The 16,315-nt window shown below is 67.3% G+C and carries 16 protein-coding genes and 4 tRNA genes; 12 read left to right on the top strand and 8 right to left on the bottom strand.

Annotated elements, in window-relative coordinates; translation table 11 throughout:
• Positions 1-57: 57 nt before the first annotated feature.
• Positions 58-387, bottom strand: coding sequence for a hypothetical protein (locus GTV32_RS05340; RefSeq protein WP_161059243.1), 330 nt, complete (start codon positions 385-387; stop codon positions 58-60).
• 289 nt (positions 388-676) lie between these two features.
• Between GTV32_RS05340 and GTV32_RS05335 the strand changes: the two genes are divergently transcribed.
• Positions 677-1,675, top strand: a complete 999-nt coding sequence (locus tag GTV32_RS05335; RefSeq protein WP_161059242.1) for an alpha/beta hydrolase family protein — start codon at positions 677-679, stop codon at positions 1,673-1,675.
• A 45-nt stretch (positions 1,676-1,720) separates the two neighbouring features.
• Here the strand turns inward: GTV32_RS05335 and GTV32_RS05330 are convergent, their stop codons facing one another.
• Positions 1,721-1,987, bottom strand: coding sequence for a hypothetical protein (locus GTV32_RS05330; protein WP_161059241.1), 267 nt, complete (start codon positions 1,985-1,987; stop codon positions 1,721-1,723).
• 585 nt (positions 1,988-2,572) lie between these two features.
• Between GTV32_RS05330 and GTV32_RS05325 the strand changes: the two genes are divergently transcribed.
• Positions 2,573-3,142: a M23 family metallopeptidase gene (locus GTV32_RS05325; RefSeq protein ID WP_161062358.1), complete on the top strand. Its 570-nt coding sequence runs from the start codon at positions 2,573-2,575 to the stop codon at positions 3,140-3,142.
• A 248-nt stretch (positions 3,143-3,390) separates the two neighbouring features.
• Here GTV32_RS05325 and GTV32_RS05320 read toward each other — a convergent pair.
• The 3 genes from GTV32_RS05320 to GTV32_RS05310 all read right to left on the bottom strand — a co-directional run bounded on the left by GTV32_RS05320 (position 3,391) and on the right by GTV32_RS05310 (position 3,659).
• A tRNA-Val gene (locus tag GTV32_RS05320) sits at positions 3,391-3,465 on the bottom strand.
• A gap of 23 nt (positions 3,466-3,488) precedes the next feature.
• Positions 3,489-3,562 (bottom strand) — tRNA-Cys (locus GTV32_RS05315).
• Positions 3,563-3,586: 24 nt separating this feature from the next.
• Positions 3,587-3,659: transfer RNA gene (locus GTV32_RS05310), tRNA-Gly, on the bottom strand.
• A gap of 212 nt (positions 3,660-3,871) precedes the next feature.
• Here GTV32_RS05310 and GTV32_RS05305 point away from each other — a divergent pair.
• Positions 3,872-3,943 (top strand) — tRNA-Val (locus GTV32_RS05305).
• Positions 3,944-4,032: 89 nt separating this feature from the next.
• Here GTV32_RS05305 and GTV32_RS05300 read toward each other — a convergent pair.
• Genes GTV32_RS05300 through GTV32_RS05290 form a run of 3 tightly spaced genes read right to left on the bottom strand, consistent with a single transcriptional unit; the run spans position 4,033 to position 7,533 of the window.
• The gene (locus tag GTV32_RS05300; protein ID WP_161059240.1) at positions 4,033-5,574 is read right to left on the bottom strand and encodes an adenylate/guanylate cyclase domain-containing protein; all 1,542 of its coding nucleotides are present in this window, start codon (positions 5,572-5,574) and stop codon (positions 4,033-4,035) included.
• Positions 5,575-5,632: 58 nt separating this feature from the next.
• Positions 5,633-6,943, bottom strand: a complete 1,311-nt coding sequence (locus GTV32_RS05295) for a glycosyltransferase (protein ID WP_161059239.1) — start codon at positions 6,941-6,943, stop codon at positions 5,633-5,635.
• The gene (locus GTV32_RS05290) at positions 6,940-7,533 is read right to left on the bottom strand and encodes a TetR/AcrR family transcriptional regulator (protein WP_161059238.1); all 594 of its coding nucleotides are present in this window, start codon (positions 7,531-7,533) and stop codon (positions 6,940-6,942) included. The genes GTV32_RS05295 and GTV32_RS05290 overlap by 4 nt, the downstream gene beginning before the upstream one ends.
• Before the next feature lie 145 nt (positions 7,534-7,678).
• Here GTV32_RS05290 and GTV32_RS05285 point away from each other — a divergent pair, with 145 nt between their 5' ends.
• From GTV32_RS05285 to GTV32_RS05245, 9 genes are all read left to right on the top strand, one after another.
• Positions 7,679-8,095, top strand: a complete 417-nt coding sequence (locus tag GTV32_RS05285; RefSeq protein WP_161059237.1) for a TIGR02611 family protein — start codon at positions 7,679-7,681, stop codon at positions 8,093-8,095.
• A 127-nt stretch (positions 8,096-8,222) separates the two neighbouring features.
• Positions 8,223-10,298, top strand: coding sequence for a threonine--tRNA ligase (gene thrS, locus GTV32_RS05280; protein WP_161059236.1), 2,076 nt, complete (start codon positions 8,223-8,225; stop codon positions 10,296-10,298).
• Positions 10,291-10,857: an HIT domain-containing protein gene (locus GTV32_RS05275; protein WP_161059235.1), complete on the top strand. Its 567-nt coding sequence runs from the start codon at positions 10,291-10,293 to the stop codon at positions 10,855-10,857. The genes thrS and GTV32_RS05275 overlap by 8 nt, the downstream gene beginning before the upstream one ends.
• A gap of 49 nt (positions 10,858-10,906) precedes the next feature.
• Positions 10,907-11,593: a phosphatidylinositol phosphate synthase gene (pgsA, locus tag GTV32_RS05270; protein WP_161059234.1), complete on the top strand. Its 687-nt coding sequence runs from the start codon at positions 10,907-10,909 to the stop codon at positions 11,591-11,593.
• A gap of 28 nt (positions 11,594-11,621) precedes the next feature.
• Positions 11,622-12,557 carry a phosphatidylinositol mannoside acyltransferase gene (locus GTV32_RS05265; RefSeq protein WP_161059233.1) on the top strand — a complete coding sequence of 312 codons (936 nt, stop codon included), beginning with the start codon at positions 11,622-11,624 and terminating at the stop codon, positions 12,555-12,557.
• Positions 12,554-13,678, top strand: coding sequence for a glycosyltransferase family 4 protein (locus tag GTV32_RS05260; protein ID WP_161059232.1), 1,125 nt, complete (start codon positions 12,554-12,556; stop codon positions 13,676-13,678). Before GTV32_RS05265 ends, GTV32_RS05260 begins: the two co-directional genes overlap by 4 nt.
• Before the next feature lie 13 nt (positions 13,679-13,691).
• Positions 13,692-14,228, top strand: coding sequence for a LemA family protein (locus tag GTV32_RS05255; RefSeq protein ID WP_161059231.1), 537 nt, complete (start codon positions 13,692-13,694; stop codon positions 14,226-14,228).
• A 148-nt stretch (positions 14,229-14,376) separates the two neighbouring features.
• Positions 14,377-15,354, top strand: coding sequence for a pyridoxal 5'-phosphate synthase lyase subunit PdxS (gene pdxS, locus GTV32_RS05250; protein ID WP_161059230.1), 978 nt, complete (start codon positions 14,377-14,379; stop codon positions 15,352-15,354).
• A gap of 28 nt (positions 15,355-15,382) precedes the next feature.
• Positions 15,383-16,282: a protein phosphatase 2C domain-containing protein gene (locus tag GTV32_RS05245; RefSeq protein ID WP_161059229.1), complete on the top strand. Its 900-nt coding sequence runs from the start codon at positions 15,383-15,385 to the stop codon at positions 16,280-16,282.
• Positions 16,283-16,315: the final 33 nt, after the last annotated feature.

The following is a 16,315-nucleotide window of genomic DNA, read 5'->3' as shown; positions in this document are numbered from 1 at the left end:
AGGGAGTGAACCGGTGTCCGCGTCGGGGTGATCGTCGACGCGGACACCCTTCGACCGCTACGGCCCGACGACCCACCGGCCGCCGGAGCACATGACGGCCTTGCCCCGCGGTGTCCGCGCCACCGGGTACTGGCCGGAGCATGCGGATCCCGGTGTACGCACCGTCGGGTCGACCGCGGCGGTCCGCACCCATTTGTATCCGCCGGAGCCGAGGTAGGCGCAGACGGTGGGTTGCTTCTTCACCGTGTAGCGCAGATTGCCGGCCTCCGAGGCGCCGCAACGGTGGCCGATGGCCGGGGTGCTCGCGTCTGCGGCGCCTGGGACGACCGCGACGAGAGCGCCCGCGGCAGCCATCGTCGCCAGTCCTGCGATCATGCGGGTTCTCATGGTCTCGGAGTGTAGCCATGGGCAGTGGGGGACGAGGCCTTTGTAGTCCGACCAGATGACTTGCGGCGCGGGGGATTCGCGGCCTGTGTCGATGGACGACGCTTCCGTGGCCGCAGACAGTCGTGGCTGACGCAATAGGCACCCGAGGATCGGGCGGTCGTGATTCACTTGTCGCAGTCAACCTGTACCGATGCGGTCCGTTCTGGGCAGTCATCGTTCACATCGGGGGTCCGTGGCCGGCGCAGGTTGAGGGGGAATGTCGGTGGGCCGGGGGAAATGAGGAACCGCCATGTGGTGGAAACCTGTCGCCATGTGCAGTGCTCTGTGGACCGCGATCGCGGCCTCTCTGGTGGGAGTCTCACCGGCAGAAGCGGTGCCAGAGGTCTCGACTCGAGCCGCGCCCGGGGCGCGGCTCGTCGCCGTCGCCATGACGTCGCCGACGCACGCGACGGTGACGGTGTACTCGGCCGCGATGCGGCGGCCGATCAGCGTCACGGTGTTGCTACCGAGGGACCGCGGGAAACCACGACCCACGCTGTACCTCCTCGATGGCATCGACGCAGGGGTGTACACGAAATACACCGAGAGTGGGTGGACATATCAGACCGATGTCGCCCGATTCATGGCCGACAAGAATGTCAACGTCGTGCTGCCCATCGGGGGGACCGGTTCGTATTACACCGACTGGGCGACACGGGATCCGGTCCTCGGACTGAACCGTTGGGAGACCTTCTTGACCGAGGAACTGCCGCCTCTCCTCGATTCCCGCTTTCACGGTAACGGGGTGAACGCGATCGGCGGACTTTCCATGGGCGCCCTGGGCGCGATGTCACTGGCCGTCCGCAATCCCGAACTGTATTCGGGCGTTGCCGCATTCAGCGGCTGTCTCGACCAGGGGAGCGTCGAACTCCGTCAGGCGACGGCGGCGACGGTGGCCACGCGGGGCGGGAACCCCGACAACATGTGGGGGCCGCTCGGTGGCACCGATTGGGCGGCGCACGACCCGGCCGCCAATGTTTCCGCGCTCCGGGGGAAGCCCATCTACGTCGCGGTCGGGAACGGCCTTCCCGATCCATCTCTGGGGTTGGCAGGGATGGCGTCACCGGTGGGCGGCATCCTCGAAGGCGTCGTCCTCCAGTGCACGGTGAGCTTCCGGAGGCAGGCCGAGCGCGCGGGTGTCCACGCGACCTATGACTTCCGGGCCGGCTTGCACTCGTGGGGGTACTGGAACCGGGATCTCCATCGCGCGTGGCCCACCCTGGCCACAGCGCTGCGCGTCCGCCCCTGACACGACGGTCGTCGTCACGATGTCGCGTCGCGGCCCTCGCAGGGGCTAAATCGATTTCGTCCAGCGCGCGATGAGATCGCGAATGCGCTCCTCGGTGAACATGTCTGCGCCGGTGTCCGGGTCGGTGTAGGGCGACGCATCGGCGGCGACGACGAGCCGGAACCGGTCGGGAGTCGTCAGTTGGTGCACGACGCCGCCGATCTCCACACGCGCGGACGGCCCCGGCATGGTGACGTGAAAACCGTGCGGCCGCGTGAGCGCATTGAGTTCCTCGAGTTTGGAATGTGACGGACCCGGGACCTGAAAGCTCACGATGCGACCTCCTCGATGGCGACAATCTGCCTCATCACCTCAGGGTAGGGGTGCTGATCCGCCGGGTGCTGATCCGCCGAAGCGCCACCCCAGCGGTCCGATGCAGCGGCGGCCCATCACGCCCGTGCAGATACCGTGCGGCACCCGCAACCCCGCGGCCGACGCCGGACAGCATCCCTGAATCGCTGAACTGTCGCCACGTGGAAGCCGGCCTCCGACAGCCCGTTTCCCACACAGACGAGCGAGGGGCTCGCGCTCCGAATGCGGTCATGCGCGGGAGTATCGATCAAGCCCCCACCTGCTCTTTCATCGGGATCGTGACACCCGTCGCGCCCGGTGTCGACGATGACTCCTATCACCCCCGGCCCGCTTTATCAGGCTTCGTTCAGGGCTCAGTGAGTAACCTCGCCGTGTCCTTGCCGATACCGCACTGTTATCAAACGAACGGACCTGAACGTGCTACGACACCAATTGAACGCCCAGACCTCGACGCCGCCCGTCGCCGACATCCTGACCGACAATCCGCGGCGCGCCGAGCAGCAGGGCCGGCATCGCGCAGCCGTCCGCAGCTCCCGGACCGCCAAGATGAAGGCCACCGCGGTGGCGGCCTTTGTCGGCGCCATCGGCCTGAGCGTCGGCGGCGCAGCTCACGCAATGGCGCAGCCCGCTCCGCAGAACCCCGCCCTGCCGGCGAACCTGACACTTCCGCCGCAGCTGCATGACCTGGCGCGCGACATCCTTCCCCCGCACATGCTCGTGCCCGGGCCGGGTCGCGCAGTCGCGCCGGCCAGCGGCACCGTCACCTCGGGGTTCGGCCCACGCTGGGGCGCCAGCCACAACGGCGTCGACATCGCCAACAAGATCGGGACTCCCGTTTACGCGGTGACCGACGGGGTCGTCCTCGAGTCCGGCCCGGCATCGGGCTTCGGCCAGTGGATCCGGGTCCGTCAGGACGACGGCACCACCGGCGTCTTCGGACATGTCGACCAAAGCTTCGTGCGTGCAGGCCAGCAGGTACACGCAGGCCAGCAGATCGGCACCGTCGGCAACCGCGGCGAGTCCACCGGCCCCCACCTGCACTACGAGGTCTGGGACAAGGGCGGCAAGAAGATCGATCCGCAGATCTGGCTGAACAAACGCGACGTCCATCCGTGACCGCCCTTTGAGGCAGACTCGCTCGCCACGCACCGACGAGTGTCGAACGTTCCGCCACAACTGCAGGCCGTTTCTCAAACCTGCCCGTGCATCGGACCCCGCATCCCTTCGATGTCCTGTTGATCAATCCTGGTATTTCTGGGGCTCAGAGTGACAATCGAGCAGTCTGGTTGTGGGGTTCGATCCGTGGACTCACTGCTGAAACGAAGCTAGCCCCGGCAAAAACCGGGGCTGACCTGCGTAAACTTTGGTGCGCGATACTGGGATTGAACCAGTGACCTCTTCCGTGTCAGGGAAGCGCTCTCCCACTGAGCTAATCGCGCGAGACTATGAAGTTGGTGTTTCTTGGAGGCGGCGACGGGAATCGAACCCGTGTGCACGGCTTTGCAGGCCGTTGCCTCACCACTCGGCCACACCGCCAATTGCGAGAGGACTCGCTCGCCGAGCGGATGACGGGATTCGAACCCGCGACCCTCACCTTGGCAAGGTGATGCGCTACCAGCTGCGCTACATCCGCATGGTCGGGAGCTGATCTTGTGGATCTTTTGTTGCTCTCGACGCGAAGCAGAACACTATCGGACCACTCGGCGCCTCGCCAAATCGCCTGGTCAGCGCGTCGTGTCACGACGGAGAAACGTGGCGACACGATCACCGGGTGGGGATTTGGGTTCCGCGTACCAACCCGTGTAATCTTCCTCCTCGTGCACCGGCGCCGAGCGCGCCGAGCGCGGTCCCGTGGCTCAGTGGAAGAGCGTCCCGTTCACACCGGGAAGGTCGCTGGTTCGATCCCAGCCGGGACCACCTCGATCAGAGCGACTTCTGTTCAGCGCGTTCGCGTTCCGTCGCTGTGCGGGATCATCCTTCCGAAGTTCTCGTCGGTACGTCGACTGTCAATCGTGGTCGGCGGTGGGAGACAGGCGGGCTACTCCTCGAAGCAGCCATGGAGTTCGCCGGGCCATCACCTCCACCGCACGATCCGTTCGGCGCATGGTGGCACGCCGGCCCGGGGTGGGCGACTGTGCGAGTCGCGCCTCGGCCGATCCCGCCCGTGCGCCGTCTCGGTCGACCGCCAGTAGCTGCCAACTGCCGGACACGCCACGGAGTTCGACCGCGCCGCGGTCTGTGAAACCGATACCCGAGCCCACTACGAGGTCACGGACCGTGCGCGACACGAGGATGTCCCCGGCACCGGCCTGCCCCAGTATCCGTGCCGCGATGTGCACCGCGATCCCGCCGATGTCGTTGCCCATGAGCTCGCACTCGCCCGCGTGTATCCCGGCGCGTATCTCGACCCCCAGTGCCTCGATGTCGCGGCGCAGCGCCTCGGCGCAACGGATGGCCTGCGTCGGTCCGCTGAAGGTGACGAGATATCCGTCGCCGGTGCTCTTGACGACCGTGCCGTCGAATCGGTGGGTGAGATCCGATGTCATCTCGCCGAAGCGGTGCAGCACCGCGCGCCAGCGCTCATCGCCCGCGGCCTCGGCGCGCCGCGTGGAGGCGACGATATCGGTGAACAGGACCGTGCGCAGCGCGCGATGTGACTGCGCGGGAGCGGCGTGGCTGCCCGTGAGGAACTCTTCGATCGCCGTCAGGATCCGGTCGGGTTCGGTGGACCACGGCGCGTGGTCGACCCCGTCCACCTCGAGCAACGCGGCTCCCGGGATGTGGGCGGCCAGGTAGCGACCACATTCGAGCGGGATCGTCTCGTCTCGCGCATGGATCACCAGGGTGGGTGTGTGCAGTGACGGCAGGATCGGACGGACGTCGATCGCGAGGTTCGAGTACAGCGTCGCGCGTGCCATCCCCGGACTCGCACACATACGTTCGACCATCGCGAGCTGGCGTATCGATCTGATCGACGGGAACATGCACTTGGCGGCAGCGCCGCTGCCCCAATCCGAACGGGTCGCATGCGTGAGCTCCTGGAGACCGACGACCTTCTCGACGGTCGGCGTGAACTCGGGACCCAGTTCGAGTTGCATGCGTGCCCGGATCTCGTCCGGTTCGCCGTCCAGGGCCTCCCAGTCCGCGCCCGCGAGAAAGGCGAACGATCCGTACAGGATCAACGCCCGGACGCGGTCGGGCCGCTGCGCTGCAAAGAAGATCGCCTGCGGGCCACCCTCGCTCATCCCCAGCATCGCGGCCGAGTCGAAGCCGGCGGCGTCCATCACCGACTCGATCTCGCGTGCCCGGTCGTCCAGGGTGCGTACCCGGGGCAGTGGATCGGACAATCCGACACCTGCCTTGTCGAACATGAGGACACGACCGAACGTCGCAAGCTGGTCGAAGAACGCCTTGAACTCGGGCAGGGTCCAGAACAGCTCGAGGTGGGTCACCATGGGGCCCACGAAGACAAGGTCGATGGGCCCGTCGCCGATCACGCGGTACGCCAGGCTGATGTCGCCGCACCGTGCATACGACGTTTCCTGCACGGTCCCGACGATACGGCTTCCCGAGCGCGTGCACGCGGGCTTCGGCGGGTGCGCCCGATCAGCTCGCGGTCGGGGTGATCAGGTGCTCGCCGTCGGTGGCGAGGTGACGAAACGGGGTGCCGTCCTCGAGTTCTGCGACCAGCGTCCCGGCCTCCGCATCACGTCGGATGATCGTGCCGAGCCGTGCAGCGGCTTCGGCATATCCGGAATCGTCGAGCAGTCGCTGTGTCGCGTCGGCTATCTTGGTTGTTTTTGCCTTGCGGGACAACGTGATTCCGGCACCTCGGGTGGTGACGCGGACAGCATTGTCCGCCTGGTCGCGGCCATGGGGGAGCGCGAGGACGGGTACACCTGCGGCGAGGGCCCGGCAGACCGTGCCGTGGCCGGCGTGGGTGATGACCACGCTCGCGTGTTGCAGGACCTGCGAGTGCGGGGCCGCTTCGACGACGGTGACGTTGTCCGGCGCGTGCACAGCGCCGGGTTCGACGGCGGGGCCGGTGGTGACATAACCGCGAACCGGCAGCTCGGCCAGCGCATCGATGACGCGCTGCAGGCAGTCGACCTGATCCTGGAACGTCGACGAGAGTGCCACCAGGACAAGTGGTGCGTCGCCGGGCGGGGGTGTCCACGGCGCCGACCGGGTCCAGGCCGGATCGTCCAGAACGGCTCCGACGTAGCGGACGTGAGATGGCAGCTGTGCGGGGAAGTCGAACTCGGCGGAACTGAGGACGAGGTGTTTACGGGCGAGGTGGACCTGATCGAAGAACTGCCGCACCGGTGGGAGACCGTATGACGCCCGCACCGAGTTCAGCATCGGGACGCCCTTGTCCCATTGCCGCAGAGTCAACCGCCGGACCACTCGATCGCGGAACCGGGTGAGCGGACCGTGTGCGGGACGAAGTCCCAGTCCGATGGGCGGCATGCCGTCGGCGGGAAGCAGATACGTGTTGGGAAAAGGCACATCGAACGGGACGCCCCGCGCCTGTGCTGCCACCATCGCGCCGATGGCGAAGAAGGAACAGACCGCCAGGTCCGGCTGCACATCGTCGATGGCATCCGACATGTCGCGCGCGTAGTCCGCGGCGGGCCCGGCGAATTGGCTGTCGAGGAGTCGACCGAACAGCTCGAGCGGGTTGGTGCACTCCCAGTCCCGGTAGGGATCGTCCTCGGGCCGACGCGACGCGCGGTTGGGTGCCGCGGTCCACCGGACGAAGGTTGCGCCGCTGGCCTCGACGTCGGCTGCCATCGAGTCCTCGGCGAGGACCGTCACGCGATGGCCGCGTTCCACGAGGCGGCGGGCTGCGCCCAGTTCGGGCGGCACCGTGCCGCCCCCGTCGACGAGTGCGAACAGATAGGTGTGAGCGTTCATGATGCGATGCCTTCCAGTACGCCGGCCACGAGGTCGGCCATGGTCTTCTCGGTCTCGGCGCGGGTTCGCCGCAGATCTCGTCGGAGCAGCTTCCAGACGTAGACGTCGGTGGCCGCGTGCAGCGCGTCCAGAACGGGTTCCCGTCGTTCCGGGTCCGCGGGCAGCCTGTCGTCGAACATCGCCTCCAACCACGTCCGGTGGCCGGCCCTCGCGATGTCCATCTGGGCGGCCAACTCGGGGAAGCGATCTGCTGAGATGGCCCACCGGACGTTGGCGTCGCCGATCTGTTCGTAGTGGCGCACGAGCGCCTCGATGGCACCTACGACGTCTCCTGGGCGGGCTTGGTAGCGAACCTCGAAGGTCTGTTCGGCGATCAGCTCCGTGACGCCGAGCACCACGCCGGCTTTGGACTCGAAATGGTTGAGCACGGTCTGATGCGACACCCCGGCGGCCTTGGCGATCGACGCGAGCGTGACCTCCTCGAAGGCCTTCTCGAGGAAGAGGTCTTGTGCGGCAGCGAGGATTCGGGCGCGCGTGGCGACTTTGCCGTCGGCGCGGCCGGACTGGATGTAGGTGCGTGTCGTTTTCATTTGACTGTCACTCAACCATGTATTTGAGTGGCAGTCAAGTGAAATCTGCCATCATGTCGGACTCCCGTCGCACAGTCGGGCAGCTGTGGTCCGTCGCGTAGGCTGAGCGGGCGAATTCGGTCAGAGCGGTGACGGAGTGGGGATTATGTCGGCCTGGAAGCGGTTGCGGCTCTGGGGCCGCCAGCGGCGGTACCTCATCCGCCGGAATCCGAGATTGCATCTCGCGTACCGCATCGCGGTCGGCGTGGTCGGCACGCTGGTCTTGGTGTGCGGCGTCGTCACGATCCCGTACCCGGGTCCCGGCTGGCTGATCGTGTTCCTCGGCCTGGGCATCCTGGCCTCGGAGTTCGCATGGGCGCACCGGGTGCTGACCTTCGCGCGGGGCAAGTACGACGCCTGGATGGACTGGATGAAACGGCAACACTGGTCGGTCCAGGCGGGCGCGTGGTTGGGCACCGCGGCGATCGTCGTGGTCACCCTGTGGCTGTTGGGCGCGATCGGGATGGTCGCCGGATGGGTGAACATCGACGCCTCGTGGCTCGCGAGTCCCATCCTCTCCTGACGAGACGGGTACGCCGCGCCGAACGGGTCGGCGGATGCGGGTCGCCGAACAGGCGCAGATACGATCAGAGGCGCAACCAAACCGCCTCGACACGTCCATCGTGTTCTGACTGCTGAGGAGCGTCCTCGTGCCCGACGATCTCCAGGTGACCGCCCCCGCCACCATCCGTGTGCCGGCCGGGACCACCGCGGGTACGGCGCTCCGCGACCACGACCTGCCCAACAAGGGGCCGGAGGCGGTCGTCGTGGTCCGCGACCCGGCGGGGCAGCTGCGTGACCTCTCCTGGACTCCGGAGCTCGACACCGACGTCGAGCCCGTCGCCGCGAACACCGAGGCCGGTCGCAGCGTGATCCGGCATTCCTGCGCGCACGTGCTCGCGCAGGCCGTGCAGGAGCTGTTCCCCGACGCCAAGCTCGGTATCGGTCCGCCCATCAAGGACGGCTTCTACTACGACTTCGACGTCGCCGAGCCCTTCACCCCCGAGGACATCACCGCCCTCGAGAAGAAGATGAAGCAGATCGTCAAGTCGGGGCAGCGGTTCTCCCGTCGCGTCTACGCGTCGAAGGACGAGGCGCGCGCCGAACTGGCTGCCGAGCCGTACAAGCTCGAACTCATCGACGACAAGGGTGCCGCCGACGACGCCGAGGTCATGGAGGTCGGTGGCGGCGAGCTGACCGCGTACGACAACCTCAATCCGCGTACCGGCGAACGGATCTGGTGCGACCTGTGTCGCGGTCCGCACGTACCGACGACCAAGTACATCTCGGCGTTCAAGCTGACCCGCAGCTCCGCGGCCTACTGGCGGGGCGATCAGGCCAACGCCGACCTGCAGCGGATCTACGGCACCGCCTGGGAGTCGGCGGAGGCGCAGGACGCGCATCTCGCGATGCTCGCCGAGGCCGAGAAACGCGATCATCGACGACTGGGCTCCGAACTCGATCTGTTCAGCTTCCCCGACGAGATCGGGTCGGGTCTGCCCGTGTTCCACCCCAAGGGCGGGATCATCCGCAAGGAACTCGAGGACTATTCGCGACTACGGCACTCGCAGGCCGGTTACGAGTTCGTCTACACGCCGCACGCGACCAAGGGTGATCTGTTCAAGAAGTCGGGTCACCTCGACTGGTATGCCGACGGCATGTACCCGCCGATGCAGCTCGACGAGGAGGTCGATGCCGAGGGCGCCGTTCGGCGTCCGGCCATCGACTACTACCTGAAGCCGATGAACTGCCCGATGCACAACCTGATCTTCAACTCGCGCGGACGTTCGTATCGCGAACTGCCCCTGCGGTTGTTCGAGTTCGGCACCGTGTATCGCTACGAGAAGTCCGGCGTGGTCCACGGCCTGACCCGAGCGCGCGGCTTCACCCAGGACGACGCCCACATCTACTGCACCCGTGAGCAGATGGGTGCAGAGGTCCGATCTCTGCTGCAGTTCGTGCTCGACCTGCTCCGCGACTACGGACTCGACGACTTCTACCTCGAGCTGTCGACGCGGAACCCGGACAAGTCGATCGGCTCCGACGAGGCGTGGGACGAGGCCACCGAGGTGCTGCGCGAGGCCGCGTCGAGCTTTGGACTCGATCTCGTGGACGATCCGGGCGGCGCCGCGTTCTACGCGCCGAAGATCTCCGTGCAGGCCCGCGACGCCATCGGGCGGACGTGGCAGATGTCGACGATCCAGGTCGATCTGATGCTGCCGGACCGGTTCGAGATGGAATACACCGGTTCCGACGGCGCCAAGCACCGCCCCGTCATGATCCACCGGGCGCTTTTCGGCTCGATCGAGCGGTTCTTCGGAGTGCTCACCGAGCACTACGCGGGAGCGTTCCCGGCATGGCTGTCACCGGTGCAGGTCGTCGGGATCCCGGTCGCGGAGGCCTTCGCCGACCATCTGCAGGCCGTGATCGATGAGCTGCGCACGAGAGGGATACGCGCCGAGGTCGATCACTCCGACGACCGGATGCAGAAGAAGATCCGCAACCACACGACGGCCAAGGTGCCGTTCATGCTCCTCGCCGGAGAGCGCGACGTGAGTGCCGATGCCGTGAGCTTCAGGTTCCGGGACGGCTCCCAGGTCAACGGGGTGCCCGTGGCCGCCGCCGTCGATCTCATCGCGGCGTGGGTGTCCGGGCGTCGCAACGACTCACCGTCGGCGGAGACCATCGACCTCGGCGCAGGCGGATCGGACGCTGCCGATGGCTGAGCAGGCAGGCACCGACGGCGACCGCGAGATCCGTGACTGCGGAACCGGGGATCCTGATCGCTTGCAGCGCTTGTGGAGCCCGCATCGGATGACCTACATCACGTCCGACCCGCCACCGGCAGCAGCGTCGACCGGGCATCCGTTTCTCGACATCCCACTCATGTCCGACGAAGACGGATTGATGGTGGCGCGTGGTGCGGCTGTCTATGCGGTCCTCAATCTCTACCCGTACAACCCGGGCCACACCATGATCGTCCCCTATCGCCAGGTGGCCGACCTCGAGGATCTGACCGCCCAGGAGTCCGACGAACTGATGTCGTTCACGCAGCGGATGATCCGCACCATCAAGTCGGTGTCGAACCCGAATGCGTTCAACGTCGGCCTCAACCTCGGTTACGCCGCAGGCGGTTCGCTCGCCGAGCACCTTCACCAGCACATCGTCCCGCGATGGATCGGCGACGCGAACTTCATCACGGTTGTCGGGGAGACGAAAGTCATGCCACAGTTGCTGCGCGACACCCGGTCGCTGCTCGCCGACGCATGGCTGGACCAGCCGTGACACCGGCAGCGCCGATCGCGGTCGGGCGGAGGACGAAAGGAGCGGTCACATGTTGAGCATCCGGGGCCGTGCCTCGGTCTCCAAGGTGACGTTGCCGCTCGGTCGCGCATTGCTCCGCACCGGCCTCAGTCCGGACATCATGACCCTGATCGGCACTGCGGCGACGATCGCGGCGGCCCTCACGCTGTTCCCGATGGGCCATCTCTTCATCGGCACGCTGGTGATCTGGCTCTTCGTGATGTTCGACATGCTCGACGGAGCGATGGCGCGGGCCCGTGGTGGCGGGACCAGGTTCGGTGCGGTGCTCGACGCCACCTGTGACCGCGTCGCCGACGGAGCGATCTTCGCCGGACTGGCGTGGTGGTGTGCGGTGACCGAACCACACCAACTGTTGCTGATCGCCACGTTGATCTGTCTGGTGACCTCACAGGTCATCTCTTACGCGAAGGCGCGCGCGGAGGCGAGCGGCCTCTACGGCGACGGTGGATGGATCGAGCGTCCCGACCGTCTGATCATCGTGCTCGTGGGCACGGGCCTCACCGGCCTCGGGCTGGATTGGGCTGTGCACGTGGCGGTCTGGGGGCTCGCGGTGCTGTCGGTCATCACCGTCGGCCAGCGCATGTGGTCGATCTACAAGTCGCCGGGCGCCCGGGATCTGATCCCGCTGTCCACCTCGAGCGCCGACGAAGACGAGCCGCCCGCGGCGGGCAAGCAACCCGAGGCCGGGGCACACTGACACACATGGTGACGGGGGAGAGGGCCCGATGAGCTCGGTCACGGGCGCGATGGCCGACCTGGGGTACGCGGCCGGCTGGGCCGCCGTGCGCCATGCGCCGGAGTCGGTGGCGCGCGGCCTGTTCGACAAGGCCGGTGAATTCGCCGGTCGTCGTAAGGGTGGGCCCGCGCAGCTGCGCCGGAATCTCGCCCGGGTGGTCGGCACCACGCCGGAGGAGGTGCCCGACGACCTCGTCGCGGCCGCGGTGCGTTCCTATGCCCGGTACTGGTGTGAGGCGTTCCGGTTGCCGGTCCAGGATCTCGCCGCGACAGCGGCGACGGTGACGGTTCCGGCGCCCGACCAGGTCGTCCTCGACACTGCGTTGGATGCCGGGAAGGGCGTGATCCTGGCCCTACCGCACACGGGCAACTGGGACATGGCCGGTGTCTGGCTCGTGCAGAATCGTGGACACTTCGCGACGGTCGCGGAGCGTCTCGAGCCGGAATCGCTGTTCAACCGGTTCGTCGAGTACCGGGAATCCCTGGGCTTCGAGATCTTTCCGCTCAGCGGCGGCGAAGAACCGCCGTTCGCGCGGCTCGCCGAGAGACTGCGTGCGGGTGGCGTCGTCTGTCTGCTCGGCGAACGGGACCTGGCCCGGCACGGCGTGCCGGTGACCTTCTTCGGCGAGACCACACGGATGCCTGCCGGTTCGGCGAAGCTGGCCATCGAGACCGGCGCGGCGCTGGTGCCGGTCCACCACTGGTTCACCGAGGCGCCCACCTCGATGATCTCGTGCGGGACGCCGATCGACGTGTCCGGCGGGGTAGGACCGGCGACGCAGGCGCTGGCGAACGTGTTCGAGAAGAACATCGCCGCCCACCCCCAGGACTGGCACATGCTGCAGCCGTTGTGGGAGGCCGACTGGTCGTCGGAGCGGCGCGCGCGCATCGAGGACGGCTCGACGATCGAGGATTCGGGCCGATGAGGATCGGGATGGTCTGCCCCTACTCCTTCGACGTCCCCGGCGGCGTGCAGGCGCACGTCGTCGAACTCGCACAGGTGTTCATCGGCCGTGGACACGAGGTCAGCGTGCTGGCGCCGGCGGCCGACGAGACGCAGCTGCCCGACTACGTGGTCTCGGCAGGCCCCGCGCTGGCGATCCCCTACAACGGGTCGGTCTCGCGGGTGAGCTTCAGCCCGAAAGGCTATCTGCGCCTGCGAAACTGGGTCGACGAGAGCGGCTTCGACGTCCTGCACGTACACGAACCGAACGCGCCGAGCATCTCGATGTTGTCGCTGATGGTGGCTTCCGGCCCGATCGTGACGACCTTCCACACCTCCACCACGCGCTCGATGTGGCTGAGCGTCTTCCAGGGCATCCTCCGGCCCTACCACGAGCGGATCTCGGGCAAGATCGCCGTCTCCGAACTCGCGCGGCGCTGGCAGATGGAGTCGCTGGGCTCCGATGCGGTGGAGATCCCCAACGGGATCGACGTGGGCGGGTTCGCCGACGCGCAGCCGCTGGACGGCTATCCGTGGCCGGGCCACACGATCCTGTTCCTCGGACGCTACGACGAACCGCGTAAGGGCATCGACATCCTGATGCGGGCACTTCCGTCGATCGTGGCGGAGTTCCCCGACGTGCGGGTGCTGATCGTCGGTGGCGGCAGCGAGCGTGCCCTGCGCCGCCGCGCCGGGACCCTGGCGTCACATCTCGTCTTCCTGGGCCAGGTCGACGACGCGACGAAGGCGCGGGCGCTGCGTTCGGCGGATGTCTACTGCGCGCCCAACCTCGGCGGAGAGAGCTTCGGCATCGTGCTCGTCGAGGCGATGGCCGCGGGCGCCGCGGTGGTGGCCAGTGACCTGAACGCGTTCCGGCGCGTCCTCGACGACGGTCGCGCCGGACGCCTGGTGCCGACCGGATCACCGGAAGCGCTGAGCGGCGCGGTCCGGGAACTACTCGGGGACGGTGAGGCCAGGGCAGAACTGGTGAGAGCAGGCAGGCGACGGGCCGATCGGTACGACTGGTCGCGGGTCGCCGACCAGATCCTGCGCGTCTACGACACAGTGACGGTCGGCACCGGGCCGGTCGTCGTGTCCGATTGAAGGAGGTGGGCAGATGACGATATCGGGCCTCACGATTCTCGTGATCGGGGTGATCATCCTGCTCGTCGTCCTGGCGGGCGGATGGGCATTCCAGACAGCGAATCGTCTCGACCGGCTCAACGTCCGTGTGGATCTGGCCCGCCAGGCACTCGACGCTGCCCTGGCGCGTCGTGCGGTGGTGGCACGGGCGATCGCGTCCGGGATGGTCGTCAGCTACGACGAGGAGATCCGGACCGCCGGCCAAGCGTTGGCGGCCGCAGCCGATCATGCCGAGCATGCCCCGGTCCACGCCCGGGAACAGTCGGAGAACCGGGTGTCGGCCCTCCTCGCCCAGACCGATACGCAGACCAGGCCGCAGGGACTCGTCGTCGAGTTGGCCGATTCCGAGACCCGGGTGATGATGGCGCGACGGTTCTACAACGACGCCGTGCGTGACACCCGCAACCTGGCCGAACGTCGACTCGTCCGTTGGCTACACCTCGGCGGTACCGCGGAGCTGCCGCAGTACTTCGAGATCATCGAACGCGTCACCCCCAGCAGCGGCGGCTGAGTCCGGCCGCGGAGCGTAGGCGGCTGCACCAGGGCTGATGGGCGACCGACGATGACCGCCGTCGTACGACTCGCCTAGACTTGTGGGGCAACCGCGTCATGCGGACCCGGCACGCAGTGCCGGAATGACGACATCAGGAGACATCACAGTGAGTCAATTCCAGTCAGGGAACACTCCCGGACCGGACGCCCCGAACACCCACGACGGCACCGCCGGCAACGGACTTCGAGATCCGGCACCGACCGTCGGGCAGGGTACGGCCCGGGTGAAGCGCGGCATGGCCGAGATGCTCAAGGGTGGCGTCATCATGGACGTCGTCACGCCGGAGCAGGCACAGATCGCCGAGGACGCCGGCGCGGTGGCGGTCATGGCCCTCGAGCGCGTGCCCGCCGACATCCGCGCGCAGGGCGGCGTGTCGCGGATGAGCGACCCGGACATGATCGACGGCATCATCTCGAAGGTCTCCATCCCGGTGATGGCCAAGGCCCGGATCGGCCATTTCGTGGAGGCCCAGATCCTGCAGAGCCTCGGCGTCGACTATGTCGACGAATCCGAGGTGCTGACTCCGGCCGACTACGCCAACCACATCGACAAGTGGCAGTTCACGGTGCCTTTCGTCTGTGGCGCCACCAATCTCGGTGAGGCACTGCGACGGATCACCGAAGGTGCGGCGATGATCCGCAGCAAGGGCGAGGCGGGTACCGGCGACGTGTCGAACGCGACGACCCACATGCGCAAGATCCGCGACGAGATCCGCCGGCTCACATCGCTCCCGAAGGACGAATTGTTCGTCGCGGCAAAGGAACTCCAGGCACCGTACGACCTCGTCGTGGAGGTCGCCGAGGCCGGAAAGCTCCCGGTCACGCTGTTCACCGCGGGCGGTATCGCCACTCCGGCAGACGCCGCGATGATGATGCAGCTCGGCGCCGAGGGCGTGTTCGTCGGTTCGGGCATCTTCAAGTCGGGCAACCCGCAACAGCGGGCCGCCGCGATCGTGCAGGCGACCACGTTCCACGACGATCCGGATGTGCTGGCCAAGGTCTCGCGAGGCCTGGGCGAGGCGATGGTCGGCATCAACGTCGACGACATCCCGCAGCCACACCGACTCGCAGAGCGGGGCTGGTAGGTCTGATCTGCCGTAGGATCTGCTGATCATGGACGCGGCGACGATCGTTCGGGACGCATCCCGTTGCGGCACCGACACACTGGCGGGCCTGCAACTCGAGTGGGCGGCGGTGTGCAACGTCGGCCGGGTGCGTGAGACAAACGAGGATGCCGCGCTGGTGGAGCCGGGCCGATACCTGCTCGCCGACGGCATGGGCGGGCACGACAGCGGTGAGCTGGCCAGTGAGGCGGCTCTCGAGACCCTGGCAGCTGTCCAGGCGCTGGGCGACCAGACCGAGACCCAGTTGGCCCTCATCGAGCTGCTGTCAGACGCCCAGGTGCGGATCGGCGAGATCGACACCGAGTCGCAGCGCCGCGCGGGAACCACCGCAACCGGTGCCGTTCTGGTGACCCACGAGGGGGAGCCGCACTGGTTGGTCCTCAACATCGGCGACTCGCGGACCTATCGTCTCCAGAGCGGCGAACTCGAACAGCTCACGGTGGACCACTCGCAGGTCCAGGAGTTCGTGGACGCCGGCTTCCTCACGCCCGAAGAAGCCCGTGTCGACCCACGACGCAACGTGATCACCCGTGCGCTCGGAGCCGGTATGGCCGAGCCGGAGGCAGACTTCTTCTCGCTTCGGGCGTTGCCCGGCGACATGCTGTTGATCTGTTCCGACGGACTCACCGGCGAACTGCCCGACGAGGAGATCGCCGATCTCCTGCGGAGCGCGTCGTCGGCGGAAGGCGGCGCCGAGGCGCTGGTGGAGGCGACGCTTGCGCTCGGTGCGCACGACAACGTCACGGTCATCGTCATCGCGGTCGGCGAGGCCGCCTCTGAGGTCGACGGTGCCGAGGTGGATGGTGCCGAGGTCGATGATGCCGAGGTCGACGGCGCCGAGGTCGATGGTCGGGTGGTCGACGGCGGCCACGGCGACGGTCCCGACTGAAGCAGCTCCGACACGGTCGGCCGCCGCGTCGAT

It is taken from the genome of Gordonia sp. SID5947, from assembly GCF_009862785.1.
In the GTDB taxonomy this organism is placed as follows: Bacteria; Actinomycetota; Actinomycetes; order Mycobacteriales; family Mycobacteriaceae; genus Gordonia.
The sequence above is the reverse complement of the archived record's forward strand: the minus strand, read 5'-3'. Positions and strand labels throughout refer to the sequence as shown.

Coding starts and splice junctions, on each gene's coding strand:
- GTV32_RS05340 (WP_161059243.1), bottom strand. CDS start 387: ATGAGAACCCGCATGATCGCAGGACTGGCGACGATGGCTGCCGCGGGC.
- GTV32_RS05335 (WP_161059242.1), top strand. CDS start 677: ATGTGGTGGAAACCTGTCGCCATGTGCAGTGCTCTGTGGACCGCGATC.
- GTV32_RS05325 (WP_161062358.1), top strand. CDS start 2,573: ATGAAGGCCACCGCGGTGGCGGCCTTTGTCGGCGCCATCGGCCTGAGC.
- GTV32_RS05295 (WP_161059239.1), bottom strand. CDS start 6,943: ATGAACGCTCACACCTATCTGTTCGCACTCGTCGACGGGGGCGGCACG.
- GTV32_RS05290 (WP_161059238.1), bottom strand. CDS start 7,533: ATGAAAACGACACGCACCTACATCCAGTCCGGCCGCGCCGACGGCAAA.
- GTV32_RS05285 (WP_161059237.1), top strand. CDS start 7,679: ATGTCGGCCTGGAAGCGGTTGCGGCTCTGGGGCCGCCAGCGGCGGTAC.
- GTV32_RS05275 (WP_161059235.1), top strand. CDS start 10,291: ATGGCTGAGCAGGCAGGCACCGACGGCGACCGCGAGATCCGTGACTGC.
- pgsA (WP_161059234.1), top strand. CDS start 10,907: ATGTTGAGCATCCGGGGCCGTGCCTCGGTCTCCAAGGTGACGTTGCCG.
- GTV32_RS05265 (WP_161059233.1), top strand. CDS start 11,622: ATGAGCTCGGTCACGGGCGCGATGGCCGACCTGGGGTACGCGGCCGGC.
- GTV32_RS05260 (WP_161059232.1), top strand. CDS start 12,554: ATGAGGATCGGGATGGTCTGCCCCTACTCCTTCGACGTCCCCGGCGGC.
- GTV32_RS05255 (WP_161059231.1), top strand. CDS start 13,692: ATGACGATATCGGGCCTCACGATTCTCGTGATCGGGGTGATCATCCTG.
- GTV32_RS05245 (WP_161059229.1), top strand. CDS start 15,383: ATGGACGCGGCGACGATCGTTCGGGACGCATCCCGTTGCGGCACCGAC.